The sequence below is a fragment of the Ruegeria sp. BF8 genome (genome assembly GCF_056538625.1).
The window spans coordinates 119,441-139,021 of sequence record NZ_JBQFTL010000001.1 but is presented as its reverse complement, the minus strand read 5'-3'; the positions used below and the strand labels follow the sequence as shown (position 1 = coordinate 139,021).

The 19,581-nt window shown below is 64.5% G+C and carries 17 protein-coding genes; 5 read left to right on the top strand and 12 right to left on the bottom strand.

The features are described 5' to 3' along the window. Positions 1 to 55: 55 nt before the first annotated feature. The 6 genes from ileS to ACR0LD_RS00600 form a co-directional block, all read right to left on the bottom strand. Complete coding sequence (gene ileS / locus ACR0LD_RS00625; RefSeq protein WP_480635271.1) at positions 56 to 2,974, bottom strand: isoleucine--tRNA ligase; 2,919 nt, start codon at positions 2,972 to 2,974, stop codon at positions 56 to 58. Between the two features lie 166 nt (positions 2,975 to 3,140). Then, on the bottom strand, positions 3,141 to 5,867 hold the full coding sequence (locus ACR0LD_RS00620) for a DUF2339 domain-containing protein (RefSeq protein ID WP_480635269.1): 2,727 nt from the start codon (positions 5,865 to 5,867) through the stop codon (positions 3,141 to 3,143). A gap of 107 nt (positions 5,868 to 5,974) precedes the next feature. Beyond that, positions 5,975 to 6,685, bottom strand: a complete 711-nt coding sequence (locus tag ACR0LD_RS00615; protein WP_480635267.1) for a VIT1/CCC1 transporter family protein — start codon at positions 6,683 to 6,685, stop codon at positions 5,975 to 5,977. Between the two features lie 60 nt (positions 6,686 to 6,745). Next, positions 6,746 to 7,735 carry a YcjF family protein gene (locus ACR0LD_RS00610; RefSeq protein WP_480635265.1) on the bottom strand — a complete coding sequence of 330 codons (990 nt, stop codon included), beginning with the start codon at positions 7,733 to 7,735 and terminating at the stop codon, positions 6,746 to 6,748. Positions 7,736 to 7,738: 3 nt separating this feature from the next. Then, positions 7,739 to 8,182 (bottom strand): GNAT family N-acetyltransferase, encoded by a 444-nt coding sequence (locus ACR0LD_RS00605; protein WP_170435350.1) that lies wholly within the window; start codon positions 8,180 to 8,182, stop codon positions 7,739 to 7,741. Continuing rightward, positions 8,179 to 9,591, bottom strand: a complete 1,413-nt coding sequence (locus ACR0LD_RS00600) for a YcjX family GTP-binding protein (RefSeq protein ID WP_480635263.1) — start codon at positions 9,589 to 9,591, stop codon at positions 8,179 to 8,181. The genes ACR0LD_RS00605 and ACR0LD_RS00600 overlap by 4 nt, the downstream gene beginning before the upstream one ends. 112 nt (positions 9,592 to 9,703) lie before the next feature. On the opposite strand from ACR0LD_RS00600, the gene truA reads away from it, so the two are divergent. Continuing rightward, positions 9,704 to 10,471 carry a tRNA pseudouridine(38-40) synthase TruA gene (gene truA / locus ACR0LD_RS00595; protein WP_170358129.1) on the top strand — a complete coding sequence of 256 codons (768 nt, stop codon included), beginning with the start codon at positions 9,704 to 9,706 and terminating at the stop codon, positions 10,469 to 10,471. Between the two features lie 2 nt (positions 10,472 to 10,473). Here the strand turns inward: truA and ACR0LD_RS00590 are convergent, their stop codons facing one another. The 4 genes from ACR0LD_RS00590 to ACR0LD_RS00575 form a co-directional block, all read right to left on the bottom strand. Further along, a complete protein-coding gene (locus ACR0LD_RS00590) occupies positions 10,474 to 11,406 on the bottom strand; it encodes a nickel/cobalt transporter (RefSeq protein WP_480635261.1) in 933 nt (310 codons plus the stop codon). Then, complete coding sequence (locus ACR0LD_RS00585; protein WP_367647381.1) at positions 11,391 to 12,020, bottom strand: DUF1007 family protein; 630 nt, start codon at positions 12,018 to 12,020, stop codon at positions 11,391 to 11,393. The genes ACR0LD_RS00590 and ACR0LD_RS00585 overlap by 16 nt, the downstream gene beginning before the upstream one ends. A gap of 86 nt (positions 12,021 to 12,106) precedes the next feature. Next, positions 12,107 to 12,922, bottom strand: a complete 816-nt coding sequence (locus ACR0LD_RS00580) for a thioesterase family protein (RefSeq protein WP_480635258.1) — start codon at positions 12,920 to 12,922, stop codon at positions 12,107 to 12,109. A gap of 1 nt (position 12,923) precedes the next feature. Continuing rightward, positions 12,924 to 14,159, bottom strand: a complete 1,236-nt coding sequence (locus ACR0LD_RS00575) for an acyl-CoA dehydrogenase family protein (protein WP_480635256.1) — start codon at positions 14,157 to 14,159, stop codon at positions 12,924 to 12,926. 129 nt (positions 14,160 to 14,288) lie between these two features. On the opposite strand from ACR0LD_RS00575, the gene ACR0LD_RS00570 reads away from it, so the two are divergent. After that, entirely contained in the window at positions 14,289 to 15,224 is a 936-nt protein-coding gene (locus tag ACR0LD_RS00570) for a 2-hydroxyacid dehydrogenase (protein ID WP_480635254.1), read from the top strand. Between the two features lie 7 nt (positions 15,225 to 15,231). Here ACR0LD_RS00570 and ACR0LD_RS00565 read toward each other — a convergent pair whose 3' ends face one another. Beyond that, positions 15,232 to 15,588 carry a hypothetical protein gene (locus tag ACR0LD_RS00565; protein WP_170337492.1) on the bottom strand — a complete coding sequence of 119 codons (357 nt, stop codon included), beginning with the start codon at positions 15,586 to 15,588 and terminating at the stop codon, positions 15,232 to 15,234. A gap of 177 nt (positions 15,589 to 15,765) precedes the next feature. Between ACR0LD_RS00565 and ACR0LD_RS00560 the strand changes: the two genes are divergently transcribed. The 3 genes from ACR0LD_RS00560 to ACR0LD_RS00550 all read left to right on the top strand — a co-directional run bounded on the left by ACR0LD_RS00560 (position 15,766) and on the right by ACR0LD_RS00550 (position 18,078). Beyond that, positions 15,766 to 16,599, top strand: a complete 834-nt coding sequence (locus ACR0LD_RS00560; protein ID WP_170358122.1) for a bifunctional allantoicase/(S)-ureidoglycine aminohydrolase — start codon at positions 15,766 to 15,768, stop codon at positions 16,597 to 16,599. A 111-nt stretch (positions 16,600 to 16,710) separates the two neighbouring features. Further along, a complete protein-coding gene (locus ACR0LD_RS00555; protein WP_244952372.1) occupies positions 16,711 to 17,034 on the top strand; it encodes a hypothetical protein in 324 nt (107 codons plus the stop codon). A gap of 54 nt (positions 17,035 to 17,088) precedes the next feature. Then, positions 17,089 to 18,078 (top strand): type I glyceraldehyde-3-phosphate dehydrogenase, encoded by a 990-nt coding sequence (locus ACR0LD_RS00550; protein WP_480635253.1) that lies wholly within the window; start codon positions 17,089 to 17,091, stop codon positions 18,076 to 18,078. Between the two features lie 40 nt (positions 18,079 to 18,118). Here the strand turns inward: ACR0LD_RS00550 and ACR0LD_RS00545 are convergent, their stop codons facing one another. Further along, the gene (locus tag ACR0LD_RS00545; RefSeq protein ID WP_480635251.1) at positions 18,119 to 19,546 is read right to left on the bottom strand and encodes a uracil-xanthine permease family protein; all 1,428 of its coding nucleotides are present in this window, start codon (positions 19,544 to 19,546) and stop codon (positions 18,119 to 18,121) included. Positions 19,547 to 19,581 lie beyond the last annotated feature (35 nt).

The following is a 19,581-nucleotide window of genomic DNA, read 5'->3' as shown; positions in this document are numbered from 1 at the left end:
GTCGCAAGCCGCAAGAATAACCCCCGCGCGATGGCGGGGGTTTCAGGGATCATTTTCAGCTCAGCGCCGTATCGCATCGGCCACAGACGCCGGGGTGGGCGTGGCGTCCCACATCTGGCAGGATCTTCCAGCAGCGCTGGCACTTGGCCCCTTCGGCCTTTTCGAACACGACACCGACGCCCTCGATCTCGGGCAGGCGGAACGCCTCGGCCGGGGCAGGGTCGGCGGTGACGGTCAGGCCCGAGGTGATGCACAGGTCATCTACGTCGAAGGTCGCCAGCAGGTCGCGGGTTTCCGCATCCTCGACATGCACGATCGGCGCGGCTTCGAGGCTGGAGCCGATGACCTTGTCGCGGCGCTGCACTTCCAGCGCGGCGGTCACCGCACGGCGTACACGGCGGATCTTGGCCATGTTCGCCTCGAGCTCGGCATCGCGCCAATCGGCAGGCGTGTCGGGGAAGTCGACCAGATGCACCGAGCTGTCCTCGCCCGGGAACCGCTCGAGCCAGACCTCTTCCATCGTGAAGACCAGAATCGGCGCCAGCCAGGTAGTCAGACGGTGGAACAGGATGTCCAGCACCGTGCGCGCGGCCCGGCGGCGCGGGGTGTCCCCGTCGCAATACAGCGCATCCTTGCGCACGTCGAAATAGAAGGCCGACAGGTCGACCGTGGCAAAATTGAACACCGCGCTGAACACGCCCTGGAAGTCGAACGCGGCATAGCCCTTGCGGACCTGCTCGTCCAACTCGGCCAGGCGGCTGAGCACCCAGCGTTCCAGACGCGGCATCTCGGCCGGGTCGATCCGGTCGGCCTCGGTGAAGTCGGCCAGCGAGCCCAGCATGAAGCGCATCGTGTTGCGCAGCCGACGATAGCTGTCGGCGACCCCTTTCAGGATTTCCGGCCCGATCCGCTGGTCGGCGGTATAGTCGGTCTGGGCCACCCACAGGCGCAGGATGTCGGCACCGTATTGCTTGACGACCTCTTCCGGCACGATGGTATTGCCGAGCGATTTGGACATCTTGTTGCCCTTCTCGTCCAGCGTGAACCCGTGCGTGACCACGTTGCGATACGGCGCGCGGCCGATCGTGCCACAGGCTTGCAACATCGAGGAATGGAACCATCCGCGGTGCTGGTCGGTGCCCTCCATGTAGACATCGGCAATGCCGTCGTCGGTGCCATCTTCACGGTCGCGCAGAACGAACGCATGGGTCGAGCCCGAGTCGAACCACACGTCCAGAACGTCGAACACCTGATCATAATCGTCGGGGTTCACGATGCCATCCAGCACCTGCTGTTTGAACCCGTCGGTGTACCAGACATCGGCACCGTGTTCTTCGAAAGCAGCCTTGATGCGGGTGTTCACATCCGCGTTGCGCAGCAGATAGTCCGCGTCGGTGGGCAGAGCGCCCTTCTTGGTGAAGCACGTGAGTGGCACGCCCCAGGCACGCTGGCGCGACAGAACCCAGTCGGGGCGTGCCTCGATCATCGAATACAGGCGGTTGCGGCCCGATGGCGGCGTCCATTTCACCAGCTCGTCGATCGAGCGTAGCGCGCGTTCGCGGATGGTGTCGCCCATCTGGTTCATGCCGTCGTCCAGGTTGCGGTCGACGGACACGAACCATTGCGGCGTGTTACGATAGATGATCGGCGCCTTGGACCGCCACGAATGCGGATAGCTGTGCTTGATCTTGCCACGCGCCAGCAGCCCGCCGACCTCGGCCAACTTGTCGATCACGGCCTTGTTCGCGTCGCCCTCGCCGCCCTTGCGCGACAGGATGTATTTGCCGCCGAAGAACGGCATGTCAGCGCGGAAGCTGCCGTCGTCCATCACGTTGTAGGTGATGACCTGCTCGAGCATGCCCAGATCGCGGTACAGCTCGAATTCCTCCATCCCGTGCGAGGGCGCGCAATGGACGAAACCGGTGCCTTCGGTATCGGTCACGAAATCGGCCGCGCGGAAATCGCGGATGTCGTCCCATTCACCGTTGGACCCTTCGGCCCCCGCCAGCGGGTGCTGCAGCTGGATCTTGGCCAGATCGTCTTGGGTGACGTCACACAGGCGGCGGTACATGGTGTCGTCCAGCCGCGCCCGCGCGAACACGTCGGCGGCCAGATTGTCGGCCAGCAGATAGCGGTCACCGATCCGGGCCCAGCATTCCTCGGGGCGGCCGGTCACTTCGTACAGCCCGTACGAAATGTCCTTGCCATAGACCACGGCCTTGTTCGACGGCATGGTCCAGGGCGTCGTGGTCCAGATCACCACATAGGCGTTGTCCAGCGTGGTGTCGCCGGTGTTCACCACCTTGAACTTCACCCAGATGGTGAAGCTTTCCTTGTCGTGATACTCGACCTCGGCCTCGGCCAGGGCGGTCTTTTCGATCGGCGACCACATCACCGGTTTCGAGCCCTGATACAGCGTGCCGTTCATCAGGAACTTCATGAACTCGTCCGCGATCACCGCCTCGGCGTGATAGTCCATGGTGACGTACGGATCGGCCCAGTTGCCGGTGATGCCCAGACGCTTGAACTCCTCGCGCTGGATGTCGATCCAGCCTTCAGCGAACTTGCGGCACTCCTGGCGGAAGTCAATGACCGGAACCTCGTCCTTGTTCTTGCCCTTCTTGCGGTACTGTTCCTCGATCTTCCATTCGATCGGCAGGCCGTGACAGTCCCAGCCGGGCACATAGCGCGCGTCAAAGCCCATCATCTGGTGGCTGCGCACGATCATGTCCTTGATCGTCTTGTTCAGCGCGTGGCCGATATGCAGATGCCCGTTGGCATAGGGCGGGCCGTCATGCAGCGTGAAGGGCTTGCGACCCTGTTTGTCGCGCAGGCGGTCATAGACGCCGATCTTTTCCCAGCGGTCCAGCCATGCGGGCTCGCGCTTGGGCAGGCCGGCGCGCATGGGGAATTCGGTTCGGGGCAGATTCAGCGTGTCTTTGTAGTCGGGTGTCTGGGTCGTGTCGGCGCACATGGAGAGGCGTCCCTTGGATGATCTTGGCGTGTTTGGATCGAAGCGGTCGGTGCGATGAACTCAAGCACCTTTGCCCGGCGTCTCGGAAACTCAGAGCGCCGGGGAAATAATTCGAATGATAATGGCCAAAACGTCTTGCATGGCCGGGCTTATAGGCCGGTTGCGCCTATTGGTCCAGAGCTTCCGGCCCCTGCGGCGAATGGCGCAGCTTGGCCCAGCGGTTCAGCCAGGCCAGACCCGCCAGCGCCAGCCCCAAGGCCAGCAACGAAAACACCCGGATCAGACCGCCCAGCCCCGAGATGTCGATCAGGAACACCTTGGCCACCGCCAGCCCGATCACCGCCAGCCCGGCCTTGCGCATCACGTCCGACCGACGCGCCAGCGACTGATAGAACAGCGCCGCGCCGATCAACAGCAGGGCGAGCGTATAGGTATAAAGCTCGGGCTGGGATACGCCGTTGCCTTCATACATGCCTGCCGCGCCCTGCCAGAAATGCCGGATTGTCAGGCCCAACCACAAGGCGCCCAGCGCAACGGACACCCCCTGACAGGCCAGCCGCAACTGCGCCGACATCTTGGGGGTCCGCCACGCGGACAGGCCGATGACGAGGGCCGGCAGCAGATAGGCAATGGCAAGCGTGTTCAAGACTGGAGGCCCCAGAACAGGATCTGCCCCAAAACGCAAAACAGGGTTGGCCACTGTCGCAGCCAGCGCCAGCCACAACAGGCCATGCGCGGCGAAGAATACGCCCAATGCGACCCGCACCCAGTTCAGTCGCCCGCCCAGCGCAAAGCGCTGCACCTGCGCAAAGGCCAGCAGCAGCCAAATGGCCGACAGCAGGCCCAGCCCCCAATGGCTGTCGTCGGCACCGCCTTCGCCGAGCCCTTCCAACCAGCGCAACAGCAGCAGAGACACCAGAACGCCGCCCGTCGCCCAAGCCGCGCTGTCCAACATGATATTGGCGACCGGGCGGTCCAGGGGGCGCAGCATCCACCATGCGGCAAGATAGCCTGCAACCGCAGCCCCATAGACCAGCGCCATTTCCGGAACCGGCGCGTGCAGCGCCCAGTCCAGACCCGGGTTCAGGATCAGCCGGAACGTGACGGTGACGACTCCGGCCCAGATGAACCAGCTCATCGGTGGCAGGTTGAACCGCCGGTCCAGCGCCGCCGCCGCGATGATCGTGACCACGAAAGCGATGGTCAGCGCCGCCGAGCTGAGCACGATCACGCAGCCGAAGGTCAGGCAGGACAAGGCCGACAGCGTGGCCAAAGCCGGACGCATCCGGGCCTCGCTATCCACGCGCGCAAAGCGCTCGGCCAGTACCACCATCAGCGCCGCAAGCGCGACCGCATGCAGGGCCCAGGGGTAGGCTCCGATCACGCTGGCCGGGCGCCAGCCAAGCTCAAGCGCGATGGCCAGCGCCGGGGCGTACAGCGCGGCGGCACCGGCCCAGACCAGCGGGTACCGCCCACCCCGGAACGACCGCCATGCCGCCAGAAGTGAGATCACCGCGCCCAACGCAACCAGCCAGGTCACGGCCAACGGAAAATCGACCTCGGGCGTTTCGGAATAGGTCTGCCAGAACCCACGCGCCACCGCGCCGTCATCAAATCCATGCGTGAATACGAAACCACCCAGCCCCAAGGCAGGCAGCGCGGTCATGTCCTGCAGGGCCGGCGCGTCCTTTGCCCAGATCAGCAGGGCGAAAGCCAGCCCGGCCAGCAGGATCACAGCCAGCCAGAACTCACCGCTCGTATCGGCCCATTGCAGCGCCAGAATGGCCGAGCTCGCCAGCACCGCCCCAAAGGCCAGGCGCGTCGGAAATTCGGGCCACGGACCACTGGTTTTTCTGACTAGGAGTTCGCTGAACATCGCGCCGTCGTGATCGGGCCAGATCCGGCGCACGGGAATGGCAATGGCGATCACGGCAATGGCGGCCACGTAGACGAGGAAAGCCGGTTCCGTGATCGGCGAACCCGTCACCAGCAAAAGGCCCGCTAAATAGGCGCCCACCGGCGACAGCACCGACACCCAGGCCCAGCGCCGCACCGTGTCGATCCCAAGCCCCAGCCCAGTGATCACGAAGAAATATCCGTACAGCCAAGACGGGTCAGCCGAATCGCCACCCACGACGAAAGGTGCAGCAAAGGCTCCGATCAACCCGATCGCCGCCAGCAGCGGGCCGTGGAACCAGCCCAGAACCAGCCCGACAAGAGCGATGGCGATCATGCCCGCCAAGGCCGCCTCGGGGCCGATCAGGTCATAGAGCTGGCGCGCCGCCAGAACGCCGCCAAACAGCGTGACCAGCCCCGCGCCGGAAAACACCGAAGGCAGATAGGCAGTCGCCGAGGACTCGTCATCGCCGTATCGGCGCCGGACGACCTCTCCGGCCACGATCAGCAGCGCGCCGAAACCCAAGGCCGCCAACACGCGCGCGGTGGGCGGCAGCAACCCGTTTTCGACCCCGTATTGCACCAAGAAAATCCCCGCCAGCGCCAGCGATAGGGCGGATACGGCATAGAACCAGTTCTCGCGCAGCCACGCGCTCAGATCGTCAAACCGCTCGGCGCGGAACACCACTGCGGCCGGAGGCGATGCACTCTCAGTGACAGTTGCCGATTCTTCAGCGTCAGGCCGTTGGTCCGGCGTCGGTGGGCTTTCCTGTTTCGGCGGGCCCCAAGGGGCCGGTCGCGGTTCAGGCGTCGGTGCTTCGATTGGCGCGGACTGCGTCTGTGGTGGCCGCTCCGCGTCCGGTTGCGGCCCGGCACCCAACCGACTCTCCAACTGCTCGACCCGCCGCCGCAGACGGGCATGGCCGACCAGCAAGACGACAATAGATACCGGCATCGCCAAAACGACCAGGCCAACAAGAACAAGCAGAGATTCCAAACCGCACCTCCGGGCAAATCTGCATTACAGGCTATCCTGTGCAGGTGCGGTAAGACAGTCTGGAAATCCCGAATGGTTTCAGCCTGTTGCGATCTGATGCCAGTGATCTAGGGATGGAACATGGACCCGACGAGATAGGCAATTGCCGCCGCCGCTCCACCAATCGCCAGCGTCTCAAGCCCCGAGCGCCACCAGGGCGCCAGCGACCACCGGCTTTTCATTGCGCCGATAGCAAAGAACACGCCCAGCGTCATCAGGACCGAGGCTGGAAACGCGCCCTCGACCCCCAACAGGAACGGCACGAGCGGGACCATGCCGGCCACGACAAAGGCCGCGAACGTGGCCGCAGCGGCCTTGAGCGGATGCGGATCGACGCTGCCCAGCCCGTACTCGCCCTCGATCATCAGGTTGATCCAAGTATCCCGATCGGCGGTGATCGCATCGGTTGCCTGTTCCAGCACCCGGCCCGACAAGCCCTTGCGGGACAGGATCTCCAGCACCTCGCCGCGCTCGCCGTCGGGGTAGAGGCGGATGTGGCGCTCTTCGATGGCGCGGATCCGACGGATATTGTCCAGCTCGGCCTTGGTCCCCGAGTAGTTGCCCGCCGCCATCGAGAACCCGTCGGCCAGCACGTTGGCCAGGCCCAAGGCCACGATGACGAAGGGCGACAGCCCGGCCCCGGCCACGCCCGCCACGATGGCCAGCGTGGTCACCGACCCGTCGATCCCGCCATAGACCACGTCGCGCAGAAACCCGCGCCCGGGTGGGGCGTCGATCCGGTCTGCGATTTCCTGTTGGCTGTGGCCGTGATCCGCCATGGCTGGTCTCCCTTCCGGAAGATTGTGCCCCGCGCGGCGGCCCGCTGGCTTTGCGGCAGATCAACCCTTGGAAAACAGCCCGCTCAGCGCGCGCGAGACCATGCCGCGGGTCGACGGCCTGTGCCGGTCCGAGAAGGGCAGCGGTCGGCAGACCTCCATCGCGGCCACGCCGACGCGGGCGCTGAGGGCGCCGTTGACCAGCCCCTCGCCAAAGCGGCGCGACAGCTTGCGGAGGACCGACCCGCCCAGAACCGGTTCGAGCAGGTCGTCACCCACGGCCACCGCGCCCGTGGCCACTAGGTGAACGAACACTGCTCGGGTCAATCGCCAGCCCCCCAGGAATCCGGCCCGCCCGCCATAGATTTCGGCAATCCGGCGGATCATCCGCAGCGACGCCAGCAGCGCCGTCGCCACATCGGCCAACGCCAGCGGCACCAGCGCCGTCACCGTCGCGACCTGGCGCGCGGCGGCCTCGACCTCGCGGCTGGCGGCGGCGTCGAGCGGGGCCAGCAATTCATCCTCGACCAGTCCCAGCAGGCCCGAGGCGTCGAACTGTTCCTCGATCCGTTCGACCAGACGGTCGCGGCCCCAGCGCGTATCCTCGCGCCCGCGATAGAACGCGATCAGGCGCTGCGTCACGGCCCGGGCCTGTGCCAGATCGGCATCGGCCAGCGCGGCATCGGCGGCGCGGCGCATCCCGTCCACCCGCGACAGCCGGCCCAGCGCGGCCAGTTCGCGCAGCGCGATCAGCAGGGCCACCAGCACCAGCGCGCAGATCAGGCCGGTCACGATCCAGCCCAGCACCGGCACGCTGGCGATCAACGAGGTGGCGAAATTCCATGCGACGACAGAGACCGCCGCCCCCACGACCGCAACCGCCAGCCCCCAAAACCACCGCCCAAGAACCGACGGCTTGCGCGCGGCCAGCCGGGCCGCGGCCTGCATCGCCTGCCCCTGGGGCGGCGCGATATCCGGTACCGGCGCGGCCTTCGACACGTCGGCGGCCGGGGCATCCTCGTCAAGCTCGATCAGAACCGGACCCTTGGCCATGCGTCACTCCTTTTTCCGCCATACGAACCGAATGTCCGGCAGTTGTTCATCATTGTCGGCCCCGTCGCTGCGGGCCACTTCTATAAAGCCGTGCCGTTCGTAGAACCGGCACGCGCCCGTGTTGGCCTGAAACGCATACAGCGCCAGTTCTCGGCGACCTGCCTTGGCGCTGTCCAGCAGTTGTGTGCCGATCCCCTGATTCCGCGCAGGGGGACTCAGGTACAGGCAATGAACCTCGGTTCCGTCCATGGCCAAAAAGCCTGCGACCTTGCCGCCCTGTTCGGCAACCGTGACCCATCCTTTGTCGATCATCTGCCCACAAAAAGCGATGGCTTCAGCCCCCGAATGCAGCTCGGGCATCCAGTCGTTTTCGCGTGCAAAGCCGTGCAGGATCTCTCCGACCGCCCCAGCGTCGAGGCTGCGCGCGGGCCTGAGGGTGACGGTCACAGCCGGTCTCCGATCAGAAACTGCGCGGCGCGGTCCAGCCGGATATGCGGCGGGCCGTCACCGGGGCGCAGCGAAAGATGCGCCGGGGCAAAGGTCATGAACCCGTACTCCTCGCCCAGCCAGGTGTCGGCCCCCTTACGCGCAGGATTAAGCAGATGGGCGGGGTCTTCGGGCAGCTCTCCGGGGTAGAAGGCCGCCTGTTTTCCATTCTCCAAACTACCGCGCACGCAAGGCAGTTCGACGCCGTTGTGATTGCGGATCTCTTCGGTCGTCACGCGCAGCGCGGCGATGGACATGGCGGCGGTTTCGGCCCCGGCGAACCTGGCGCGGTCGCGCGCCTCGCGGGTCAGGGCCTCCATGATCGCGGTCAGGCGCGGGTGCTGCAGGTGGTGTAGGTGATCGGCCTTGGTGGCCGCGAACAGGATGCGTTCGACCCGCCTGCCCAGCAACATCTGGCTGAGCCACGCATTGCGGCCGGGCCGGAAGGCCGACAGGATGTCGCCCATGGCGCGGCGCATGTCCTCGACCGCCTGCGGACCCTTGTGGATCGCGCCCAGCGCGTCTACCAGCACCACCTGCCGGTCGATCCGGGCGAAATGATCCCGGAAAAAGGGCTTCACCACCTGCGATTTGTAGGCCTCGAACCGGCGCTCCATCTCGCGGTGCAGGCTGCGGCGGCGCGCGGCGCTCTCGACCGGCAACGGCGCAAAGGTCAGCACCGGCGACCCGGCCAGATCGCCCGGCAGCAGGAACCGGCCCGGCGTGCAGTCATAAAACCCCGCATCCCGCGCGGCAGTCAGATAGTCGGCAAAGCCCCGCGCCAGGGCCTGCGCGGTGGGTTCATCATGGGGGTCGGCCGGATCAACGGATTTGACCTGGGCCAGGAAATCGGCGGCTGCCGGACGCTGCGCGATCCGCTCCAACGTTTCGCGCGACCAGTCGTCATAGGTTTTTTCGAGCAGTGCCAGATCCAGCAGCCATTCGCCGGGATAGTCGACGATGTCCAGATGCACGGTGCGTGGCCCCTGCAGGCCAGCCAGCAACCCGGCAGGGCGGACCTTGAACGACAGGCGCAGCTCGGACACGGCGCGGGTGCTGTCGGGCCAATGGGGCTGAGGCCCGGTCAGTGCCGACAGGTGCGATTCATAATCGAACCGGGGCACTGTGTCGTCGGGCTGCGGCTGCAGGTAGGCGGCGTTGATGCGCCCCTCCTGTTGGGCGACCAGGCCGGGCATCCTCCCCCGGTCCAGCAGGTTGGCCACCAGCGACGTGATGAACACCGTCTTGCCCGACCGCGCAAGACCGGTGACGCCCAGCCGCACGACCGGTTCGAAAAACGTCTCGGACACGCGGTCGCCGACGGATTCGACGCCGCGCACAAGACTGTCTGCCAGTGATGAGATGACCAAACCGCCGCCCCGCATTTCTTGTTTGTCCCAAGATAGGTAGCCGCTGCCCCGGTTGCCAGCGCTTTTGCCGCCTGCCCTTGCCCGGGCGCCTCCGGCAGGGTACCAGCAGCCCATGCCCAGATACGCGTTGAAAGTCGAATACCAAGGTGAGCCGTTTGCCGGATGGCAGCGGCAGAAGGATCTGCCCTCGGTCCAGGGCGCCATCGAGGCGGCGTTGTCGAAACTACAGCCCGGGTCACACACGATCGCGGCCGCCGGGCGCACGGATGCGGGCGTTCACGCGCTGGGGCAAGTGGCCCATTGCGACCTGGAAAAAGATTGGGACCCGTTCCGCCTGTCCGAGGCGCTGAACTATCACCTCAAGCCGTTGCCGGTGGCGATTCTCAAGGCCGCGCGGGTGGCGGATGACTGGCATGCGCGGTTCTCGGCCATCGAGCGGCAGTACCTGTTCCGCATACTGATCCGCCGTGCGCCCGCGACCCATGACAAGGGCCAGGTCTGGCAGATCGGGCATCCGCTGGATGTCGCCGCGATGCAAGCTGGGGCCGACATGTTGATCGGGCGGCACGATTTCACCACCTTCCGGTCCTCGATCTGCCAGGCGGCCAGCCCAGTCAAGACGCTGGACGAGCTGCGCGTCGAACAGGTTCCGGGCTTTTCCGGCCCCGAGGTGCATTTCCACGTCCGCGCCCGGTCCTTCCTGCACAACCAGGTGCGCAGTTTCGTCGGCACGCTCGAACGGGTCGGCGCGGGCGCCTGGACACCGCAGGACGTGCGCGATGCGCTCGAGGCCGCCGACCGCGCGGCCTGCGGGCCGGTCTGCCCTCCGCAAGGTTTGTACCTGGCGCGGGTGGGCTACCCCGATCCTGTTTTCGACTGACGTCAGAGCGCGCGCAGCAGCAATCCACCGGCGATCACCGCGATCAGCAGCCCGGCCACCAGTTCGATCGTGGGCGCCAGCACGGCCGCGAACCGCGTAGCCGAGGCCGAGGCCAAGAGCCCTCCCCGCAACCCGAACGACGTCCAGCCAACCAGGGTGGTGACGGTCGCGGTGCCCAGCGCCATGGCAAAGGCCCCGGCGATACCGACCATCGCGATGCCCATCTGCCAGGTCAGGATCAGCACGAACAAAGCTCCGGTACACGGTCGCGCGGCGATGCCGGCGATCAGGATCAGCGCCTCGCGCAGGCTGCCGACCTGGGCCACCTCTTCGGCGGTGGGGCCGTGACGATGCCCGCAATCGGAACAGACCTCGCCGTCGTGGTGATGATGCCCGTGATCATGATGATGGTGATGGTCGTGCGGGGCGTTGTCTGCCCGGCCGCGCCGGGCGAAACTGCGCAGCGACCGCAGAACCAGCCACAGCCCGATGGCCGCGATCGCGCCATAGCTGATCGGGGCCATGATCTGTTCGGTGGCACCGACTAGGCTTTGCCGCGACATCTGGAACACCAGAACGCCTGCGTAAACCAGAACGATCGCCGTCACGGCCTGCCCCAGCGAGGACAGTACGCTGATCGCCGACAGGCGCAGAAAGGCGACATTGCGGCCCAGCCCGTACCCTCCGATCAGCACCTTGCCATGACCTGGCCCCACCGCATGGAAGAACCCATAAGCGAAACACACGGCCAGCAGCGTGGCCACGGCCTCGGGCTGTTCGGCCCGCGCGGCCCGCAGGGCACGGGCGATCTGGTTCTGGAATTCCCTCTGCTCGCCCGCGGCCCAGGACGCGAGGCTGTCAAACCCTCCGCTGCCCCAGAACCACAGCAGCAGCGCAATCGCCAGGCCGACCGGCAGGATCAGGTAGCGGGACATGAAACGCGGATCTCGGTGGCAAAGCGTTCACCGACCAGGGGGATGTCGTTCTCCTCGAGGTCATAGTCGGCGTCCAGGGTCAGCAGAAAGGCCTGCATCTGGGCCAGTTCGCCGTCGATATCCGGCTCGAACCTGTCGATCCGGCAGGATTCAGGCCCGGAAACGGTGACCGGACGCGTCACTTCGTAGGCGGTATAGAATGTCTCGTCATAGGGTTTGGCCGATAGGCTTTGGGCAACCACCGGGTCGCCCTCGACCTTGCGCAGATGGGTGGTCACGATGCGGCCATCCTCGGTCGTGGCGCGTGGCTCCAGCGGGCCGGACAAGGCAACCGGCTGATCGGCAGCCAGGATGACCAGATCGCCGTTGTATCCTTCGACCCACTGCGCGTCGAAACCGGCGAGGCGCTGCTCCTCCGCCTCGGACAGTACGCCGTCGCCGTCCTGATCCAACCTCATGTCTTCGAGCACAAGCAGCGAGTAGAACTCGTCATAGGCCCAGGTGACGCGGACATGGGTCAGGTTGCCCGACTCGTCCACGATGAATTCCAGCCCGGTGTCGATGAAGACATGCGGGTGCGCCACCGCGGTAAACGGCAGGCAACAGGCGAACAAGGTGGGTATCCAGCGCATGAACGCGAAGATAGGGTGCCCGACCGGCGCTGGCAACGCGGTTCGGCGGTAAGCACGGATTTTGCCGCTCATTTCGGCGGAAACAGGACCAGCGTCTGCAGCGCCGTGCCGATCGGGCCTTGGGTATCGTACAGAACCGACTGCGACATCCCGATGCCGCTGGGCTGCCAGTGCGACACGGAGTCCGAGGCGAGCCAGTCGGAGGTCGGCTCGCGGTGGATCTGCACCGTCAGGTCGGTGTTCATGAACCCCATTTCCGAGGTCGGCGCATTCCACGAAATTCCGTTGCCGCAATCGGCCAGCGGGCACAACGACTGGATCGGCGAGGGGGTTTCGCCCTCGAGCAGAGGCGGGGTGCGCATCCAGATGGTTTTCGGCCCCGCCCCCTGGTTGCCGCCTTTGGGATAGGCCACCTCGGAATGATGGGCAAAGCCGGGCAGGTCATGCCGCATTTCGCCGATGGGAAACGGGCCGTCTTCGATCTGCGACAGGTCGGGGCCTTGGATCGCCAAATTCGGCACCGGCCCCAGATCCCGGCGCGCCAGATGCATCGTGGTGGCGGTCGCGCACAGCGTATCGTCCAGGTCATGCACCGTGACGCGCGTGGTGGCCAGCGTCTTGGTGTGGCGCACGGTCTCGGCGGCCACGCGAAGACCGGACAGAGGCAGCGGGCGCAGCAGATCGACGGTCAGGCGGGTCAGCATCTTGTCGGGGCCGACCTCGATCTCGGCCGCGCGCACGATCAGGCCCGCAACCGGGCCGGCATGACAGTGGTCAGCCGACCACGGCCCGCGCGCCGGGTCATTTCCGACAAAGGCCCCGTCGGGCGCGACCCGGAAATAAGCGGTCTTACCCACCACTGGCTGCATCGCCGCGTCCTGCATGTCAGATCTTTTCCTGGGTATGCTTTTTCAGTTCGGCCCGCGCAACCTGACGGCGATGCACCGCATCCGGGCCATCGGCCAGCCGCAGCGTGCGCACATGCGTCCAGGCGGTGGCCAGCGGCGTATCCTGGCTGACGCCCTGCCCGCCGAACATCTGCACCGCCTCGTCAATGACCTTCAGCGCAACGCGCGGAGCCACGACCTTGATCTGGCTGATCCACGGGGCCGCCGCGCGCGCATCGCCCTGATCCATGAACCACGCGGCCTTCAGACACAGCAGGCGGGCCATCTCGATCTCCATCCGGCACTCGGCGATGATGTCGAAATTGGCACCCAGTTGCGCCAGCTTCTTGCCGAAGGCTTCGCGCTGCAGGGCGCGTTTGCACATCTGCTCCAGCGCCATCTCGGCCTGGCCGATCGCGCGCATGCAGTGATGGATACGACCGGGCCCGAGGCGCCCCTGCGCGATTTCGAACCCGCGGCCCTCGCCCAGCAGGATGTTCTCGGCCGGCACCCGGACATCGGTAAACCGAATATGCATGTGCCCGTGCGGCGCGTCGTCATGGCCGTACACTTCCATCGGGCGCAGGATCTCGATCCCGGGCGTGTCGGCGGGCACCACGATCATCGACTGGCGTTTGTGCTTGGGCAGGTCGTCGCCGCCGGTCTTGACCATCACGATGTAGACCTTGCAGCGCGGATCGCCCGCGCCGGACGACCACCATTTCTCGCCATTCAGAACATAGTCATCCCCGTCCCGCACGCAGGACATCGAGATATTCGTGGCATCCGACGAGGCTACATCCGGCTCGGTCATCAGGTAGGCCGAGCGGATCTCGCCTGCGAGCAGCGGCTTGAGCCACTGCTCTTTCATCTTCTCGGTGCCGTAGCGCTCGAACACCTCCATGTTGCCGGTGTCGGGGGCGGAACAATTGAACACCTCGGCGCCCAGCGGGGTCTTGCCCATCTCTTCGGCGAAATAGGCGTATTCAACCGTGGTCAAGCCAAACCCCTTGTCGCTGTCGGTCAGCCAGAAATTCCACAGACCGGCCGCCTTGGCCTTGGCCTTCAAGCCTTCCAGTATCTCGGCCTGGCGTTCGGTGTACTGCCAGCGGTCGCCCTTGTTGATCTCGGCCTGGTATTCCTCTTCCAGGGGCATGATTTCGTTGCGGATCATGTCGCGGACCCGCTCCAGCAGCGCCCGGTTCTCCTCGCGCAAGACAAATGACATGTTCATGAAGAATCCTCCGTAGATCCCGGAACCGGGCTTTACCTTTGCGCCGAGGATGGCTTAGCTGCGGCAACTGTGTCCAGCCGCGTGACGGCACGTCACTTGCAATCAATTTGAAACGGAAGAGGGGCGCAGATGGTGTTGTTAATCGATACCGGGCTGTCCGACTGGATGAGCGATGCCGAGATTGCCGAAGAAGTACGGCAACATGCACCAACGGCCGATGTGCGCACGCCAAGCACAATTGGTGACCCGGCCGAGGTCACCATGGTGGCGGTTGTCGGCCTGCGGGACGATCACGCGACCCGCCTACCCAATCTGCAGCTGGTGCAAAAGTTGGGCGCCGGAGTCGAGACAATCGTGTCGAACCCCGCCCTGCCCGCGCATGTCCGCGTGGCCCGCCTGAAACCGGACGCCCCGGCGCAAGGCATCGCAGAGTGGTTTCTGGCCTATATCCTGTACGCTCACCGGAACATGGGCTTTCACGCGGACGCTCAGCGGCGGGCCGAGTGGCGGCCGAAAGCGCCGGTGCTGACATCTGACACCGTAGTCGGAGTTCTGGGGCTGGGCCATATCGGCAGCCGTACCGCCCGCATGCTGCGCGATGTCGGGTTCCAGGTCATCGGCTGGAGCCGGTCGCCCAAGCAAATCGAAGATGTGACCTGTCTGCACGGGCAGGATGCTTTGCCGGGAATGCTGCGCGGTTGCGACCATGTCTGCGCGATTCTGCCCTCGACCCCCGAAACCATCGGCTTGTTTGACGCAGAAATGCTCGGCGCGATGAAGGACGGCAGCCAGTTGTTGAATGCGGGACGTGGCGACCTGATCGACGAGGAAGCCTTGATCGAGGCACTTGACCGGGGTCGTCCTGGGCACGCGGTTCTCGATGTGACCGCACAAGAGCCGTTGCCCAAAGACAGCCCCTTATGGCGGCACCCGGCGGTCACGATCACACCGCATGTGTCGGGATGGCATCTGGGTGATGCGTTGGCGGATGTTGCCCAGAACTTTCTGCGGCTGAGCGCAGGTCAGCCCCTGCTGCACGAGGTTGACCGCAGCCGCGGTTACTGAGCCGCGATTACGGCGTCAGAATCCAATTGCCGCTGGCATCCTTGCACTGACGGGTGCGGATTTCCGGGTTGGGCGCCGCCCCGGACGGCTGCACAAAGTGCTGGAAGTGAACGCAGTTGTCTTTCACGTCCCGTATCCTGACCGTGCCTTTGGTGCCCGTTTTCTCGTTGACCCAGTTGCGCTCCTGCCCGACGCTTGGGGTCCCGCCTGCCAGCATCGAAGACGTCGTCGCGTCCAGAACCTGATAGTCGTCCGGGCTCAGCCCCATTTCAGCGATGATCCGGGACAGAGGCTTGGCATCGACCGCCCCCACGACACCCGACAAAAACAGCGCAAACAGGGCAGCAGGCAACCGGACAGTCATGCGAAACTCGCTTTCGTGAAAATTGATCTGCACCAAGAATATACATCCATGCAATCAGGGCCAAGCCCCAGCGGCCGGACCTTCAAATAATGCCGAACAAACCTATCGGACTGCCGGCGCTATCGGCCCGCCGCTGATGCGACCATAGTAATCGCAAACCAAGCTTGAGGCACAGGAATGGCTCATCAAAATTACTACGCGCCCACCGGCGGGCTTCCGGACCAGACTCAGCTGCTGACCGACCGCGCCATGTTCACTGACGCCTATGCCGTCATCCCGAAAGGCACGATGCGCGACATCGTGACCAGCTTTCTGCCGTTTTGGGAACAGACCCGACTGTGGGTCCTTTCGCGCCCCCTCAGCGGGTTTGCCGAGACGTTTTCGCAATACATCATGGAGGTCCAGCCGGGCGGCGGCAGCGATACGCCCGAGACGGACCCGAAGGCTCAAGGCGTGGTCTTCGTCGTCGAAGGGTCGGTTACCCTGACCCTTGCGGGGCAGGTCCACGAGCTGGACACAGGGGGCTATGCCTACATTCCGCCCGGGTCCGATTGGACCTTGCACAACCGCTCTGACGCCGTGGCCCGGTTCCATTGGGTACGCAAGGCCTATGAGGCCGTACCCGGATTGCCGGCCCCCGATCCGATCATCACCAACGAACGCGACGTCGCCCCAACCCCAATGCCCGGCACCGAAGGTCGGTGGGCCACCACGCGCTTCGCGGATCCAAGTGATCTGCGCCATGACATGCATGTGAACATTGTCACGTTTGAACCAGGCGGGGTCATCCCCTTTGCCGAAACGCATGTCATGGAGCACGGGCTTTATGTGCTTGAGGGCAAGGCCGTCTATCGACTGAACCAGGATTGGGTCGAGGTCGAGGCCGGTGACTACATGTGGTTGCGCGCGTTCTGTCCTCAAGCCTGCTACGCGGGCGGGCCGGGGCGATTCCGGTATCTGCTCTACAAGGACGTCAATCGGCACATGCCGTTGAAACTGTCCACACGATGACCAGCAAAAGGTTCTGAAAACGGGCTTTTGCGTCGGCAGGGGTTCACAGGGACGGCGGAATTTGCTGAAATCAGAGGTGATTTCGTTTTGTTCATTCGTGGAGATTGGTCGATGAAACTGCGCGCCCCTCTGACGGCACTGGCCATGATCGGCTTCATGGTCGCCGTCGACACCGCCCCGGTCGTGGCGAAGGAAGCGACCAAAACCGTATCCGTCATGAGCCGCACATGGGCTGTGACGCAGGTTGCGGATGCCCCTGTCGTGTATCGTGCGACCCGCGACAACAACAACCTCAACCCGTTCGGCCCGCCGCCGCGCCTGCGCACGGTTCAGGCCATTGCGGCCATCCAGCAGGCAACCGGGTGCAAGGTGATCCGGTCAAGCATGTACCAGAATATTTCGGGCCAGTTCTTCTCGCAGGTCAGCTGCGGATAGCGGCGACGCCATACGGGCATTGAGGTCGGTCAAACGGCCTGCCATAGCTTGCGCATGAAACTCGCAATCAACGGATTCGGCCGCATCGGCCGCACGATCCTGCGGCAGGTCATGGCCCTGCCAGCGGGTTCGGATGTTCAAGTGGTGCTGATCAACGACATCGCACCGCTTGAGACCTGTGCCTATCTGTTAAAGTACGACAGCACGTTCGGCCCTTATGCCGGTTCGGTCGAAACCAGCGCCGGGGCCTTGCAGGTAGATGGACATTCGATTCCACTGAGCCACAGCGACGACCTTGCCGATGTCGATCTGTCCGGCGTGGACGTGATGCTGGATTGCACGGGTATCGCGCGCAGTTCGGATGTCGCAATCCGGGGCCTGCAGGCAGGGGCTGGCAAGGTGCTGATTTCCGGCCCGTCCCCGGCCGCCGAAACAACGATCGTTCTGGGTGCCAACGAAGACATGCTGGGCAGTGCCCGGATTGTGTCGAACGCGTCCTGCACCACCAACGCGCTGGCGCCGCTGGCCAAGGTGATCGACGAGATCGGAGGCATCGCCTCAGCGCACATGACCACGATTCACTGCTACACAAACAGCCAGCCGATGGTGGACGCCCCGCGCGGCGACCTGGCGCGGTCGCGGGCCGGGGCCTTGTCGATGGTACCCACAACGTCAAGCGCGACCCATCTGATCGACGAGGTTCTGCCCCATCTGGCCGGACGTATTTCCGGTGCGGCGGTGCGGGTGCCCACTGCCAGCGTCTCGGCCATCGATCTGGTCGTGACCCTGCAAAATGGAATGAAACCCGAGCTGTTCTCGGTCGAATTGCGCCGCGCCGTCGAGGCATCAAAGGTGCTCGGCTGGATCGACTTGCCGCTGGTCTCGTCCGATCTGCGTACGCGACCGGAATCGCTGGTGATTGCCGGACCGGAAACACGTGTTGTCGGGCAAAATCAGGTCCGGGTTTTCGGATGGTATGACAATGAGTGGGGTTTTTCGGCCCGTATGCTCGATGTCGCCGGTATGATGGCTCAGACGGAATAGCCCGCAGCGCGCTTGGCGCTGCAGGGCTGAGTTACAGGTTTCAGTCGTGCGGCAAACTGCCAGCGCCGTGACCGGCCATTCCGCCCGAGACCTCTTCGGTCGATTCCTCGGCCAGTTCATGCGGCAGAATGAGGTTCAGCACGATGGCGATCAGCGCTGCGGGCAGCAGTCCGCTTGTCATCAGGATGCGGATTGTGTCCGGCAAGTGCTGAACCGCGCCGGGCTCCAGCTGCAAGCCGAGCCCGATCGACAGCGAGATGGCGAAGATCACCATGTTGCGCCGGTTCCAGTCCACGTCGGACAACATCGAAATGCCGGCAGCCACCACCATGCCGAACATGACGATCACACCGCCCCCCAGAACTTCGATCGGAACAGTGCGTATGATGGCGCCGACCTTGGGAACAAGTCCGCATAGGATCAGGAAGAGCGCACCAATCGTGACGACATGGCGGCTCATGACACCGGTCATCGCGATCAGGCCGACATTCTGACTGAACGAGGTATTCGGCAAACCGCCAAAGATACCGGCGACAGCCGTGCCAACACCATCTGCGTAGGTCGCTCCCCCGATCTCTTTGTCCGTGGCCTCGCGACCCGCGCCACCTTTGGTAATGCCCGAAACGTCACCGACGGTTTCGACCGCTGACACGAAAGCCATGAGGCAGAACCCGATCACCGCCGCCAGCGAGAATTCGAACCCATATTTGAAGGGCACCGGCAGCGCGAAACCAGCGGCCCGCGACCAGCTTGTTCCAATGGCTTCAAACGTCACCATTCCGACCATCAGGGCGTAGACATAGCCGACAGCCAATCCGACCAGAACCGCAGACACCGACAGCATTCCGCGGGCAAAGAACTTGAGGCCCAGCGTGACGATCACGACGACCAGTGCCGCAGACCAGTTGAGCAGCGATCCGTATTCCGGCGTACCGATCGCAGGGACACCACCCGCCGCATATTGGATGCCGACCTTGACAAGTGCCAATCCGATCATCGTCACAACAAGGCCCGTGACCAATGGCGGCAGAGCGAAGCGGATCTTGCCAATGAACATCCCAAGGCAGGCGTGAAAGATGCCGCCGATCAGAACGCCTCCGAACAGCGCGGCAAGGGCCTCAACGCCCTTGCCAGCCACCAATGGGATCATGATGGGCAGGAACGCAAAGCTTGTTCCCTGAACGATGGGCAATGCCGCACCAACCGGGCCCAGTGTGATGGTCTGCAACAAGGTCGCCAGCCCTGCAAACAGCATCGACATCTGGATCAGATACAGCAGCTCGGGAAAATCGGGCGAGTTCGACCCGAAGCCAAACCCGGCCGCACCGGCCACGATGATGGCGGGGGTCACGTTTGACACAAACATTGCCAGAACGTGCTGAATCCCAAGTGGTATCGCCTTGTGCAGCGCAGGCGTGTAATTCGGATCCCGAAGCTGATCGGGTGTTCCTATCGAAGTTTCGGCCATGATCTCAACTGTCTCCCTGTTTTCTCATGGGGGTC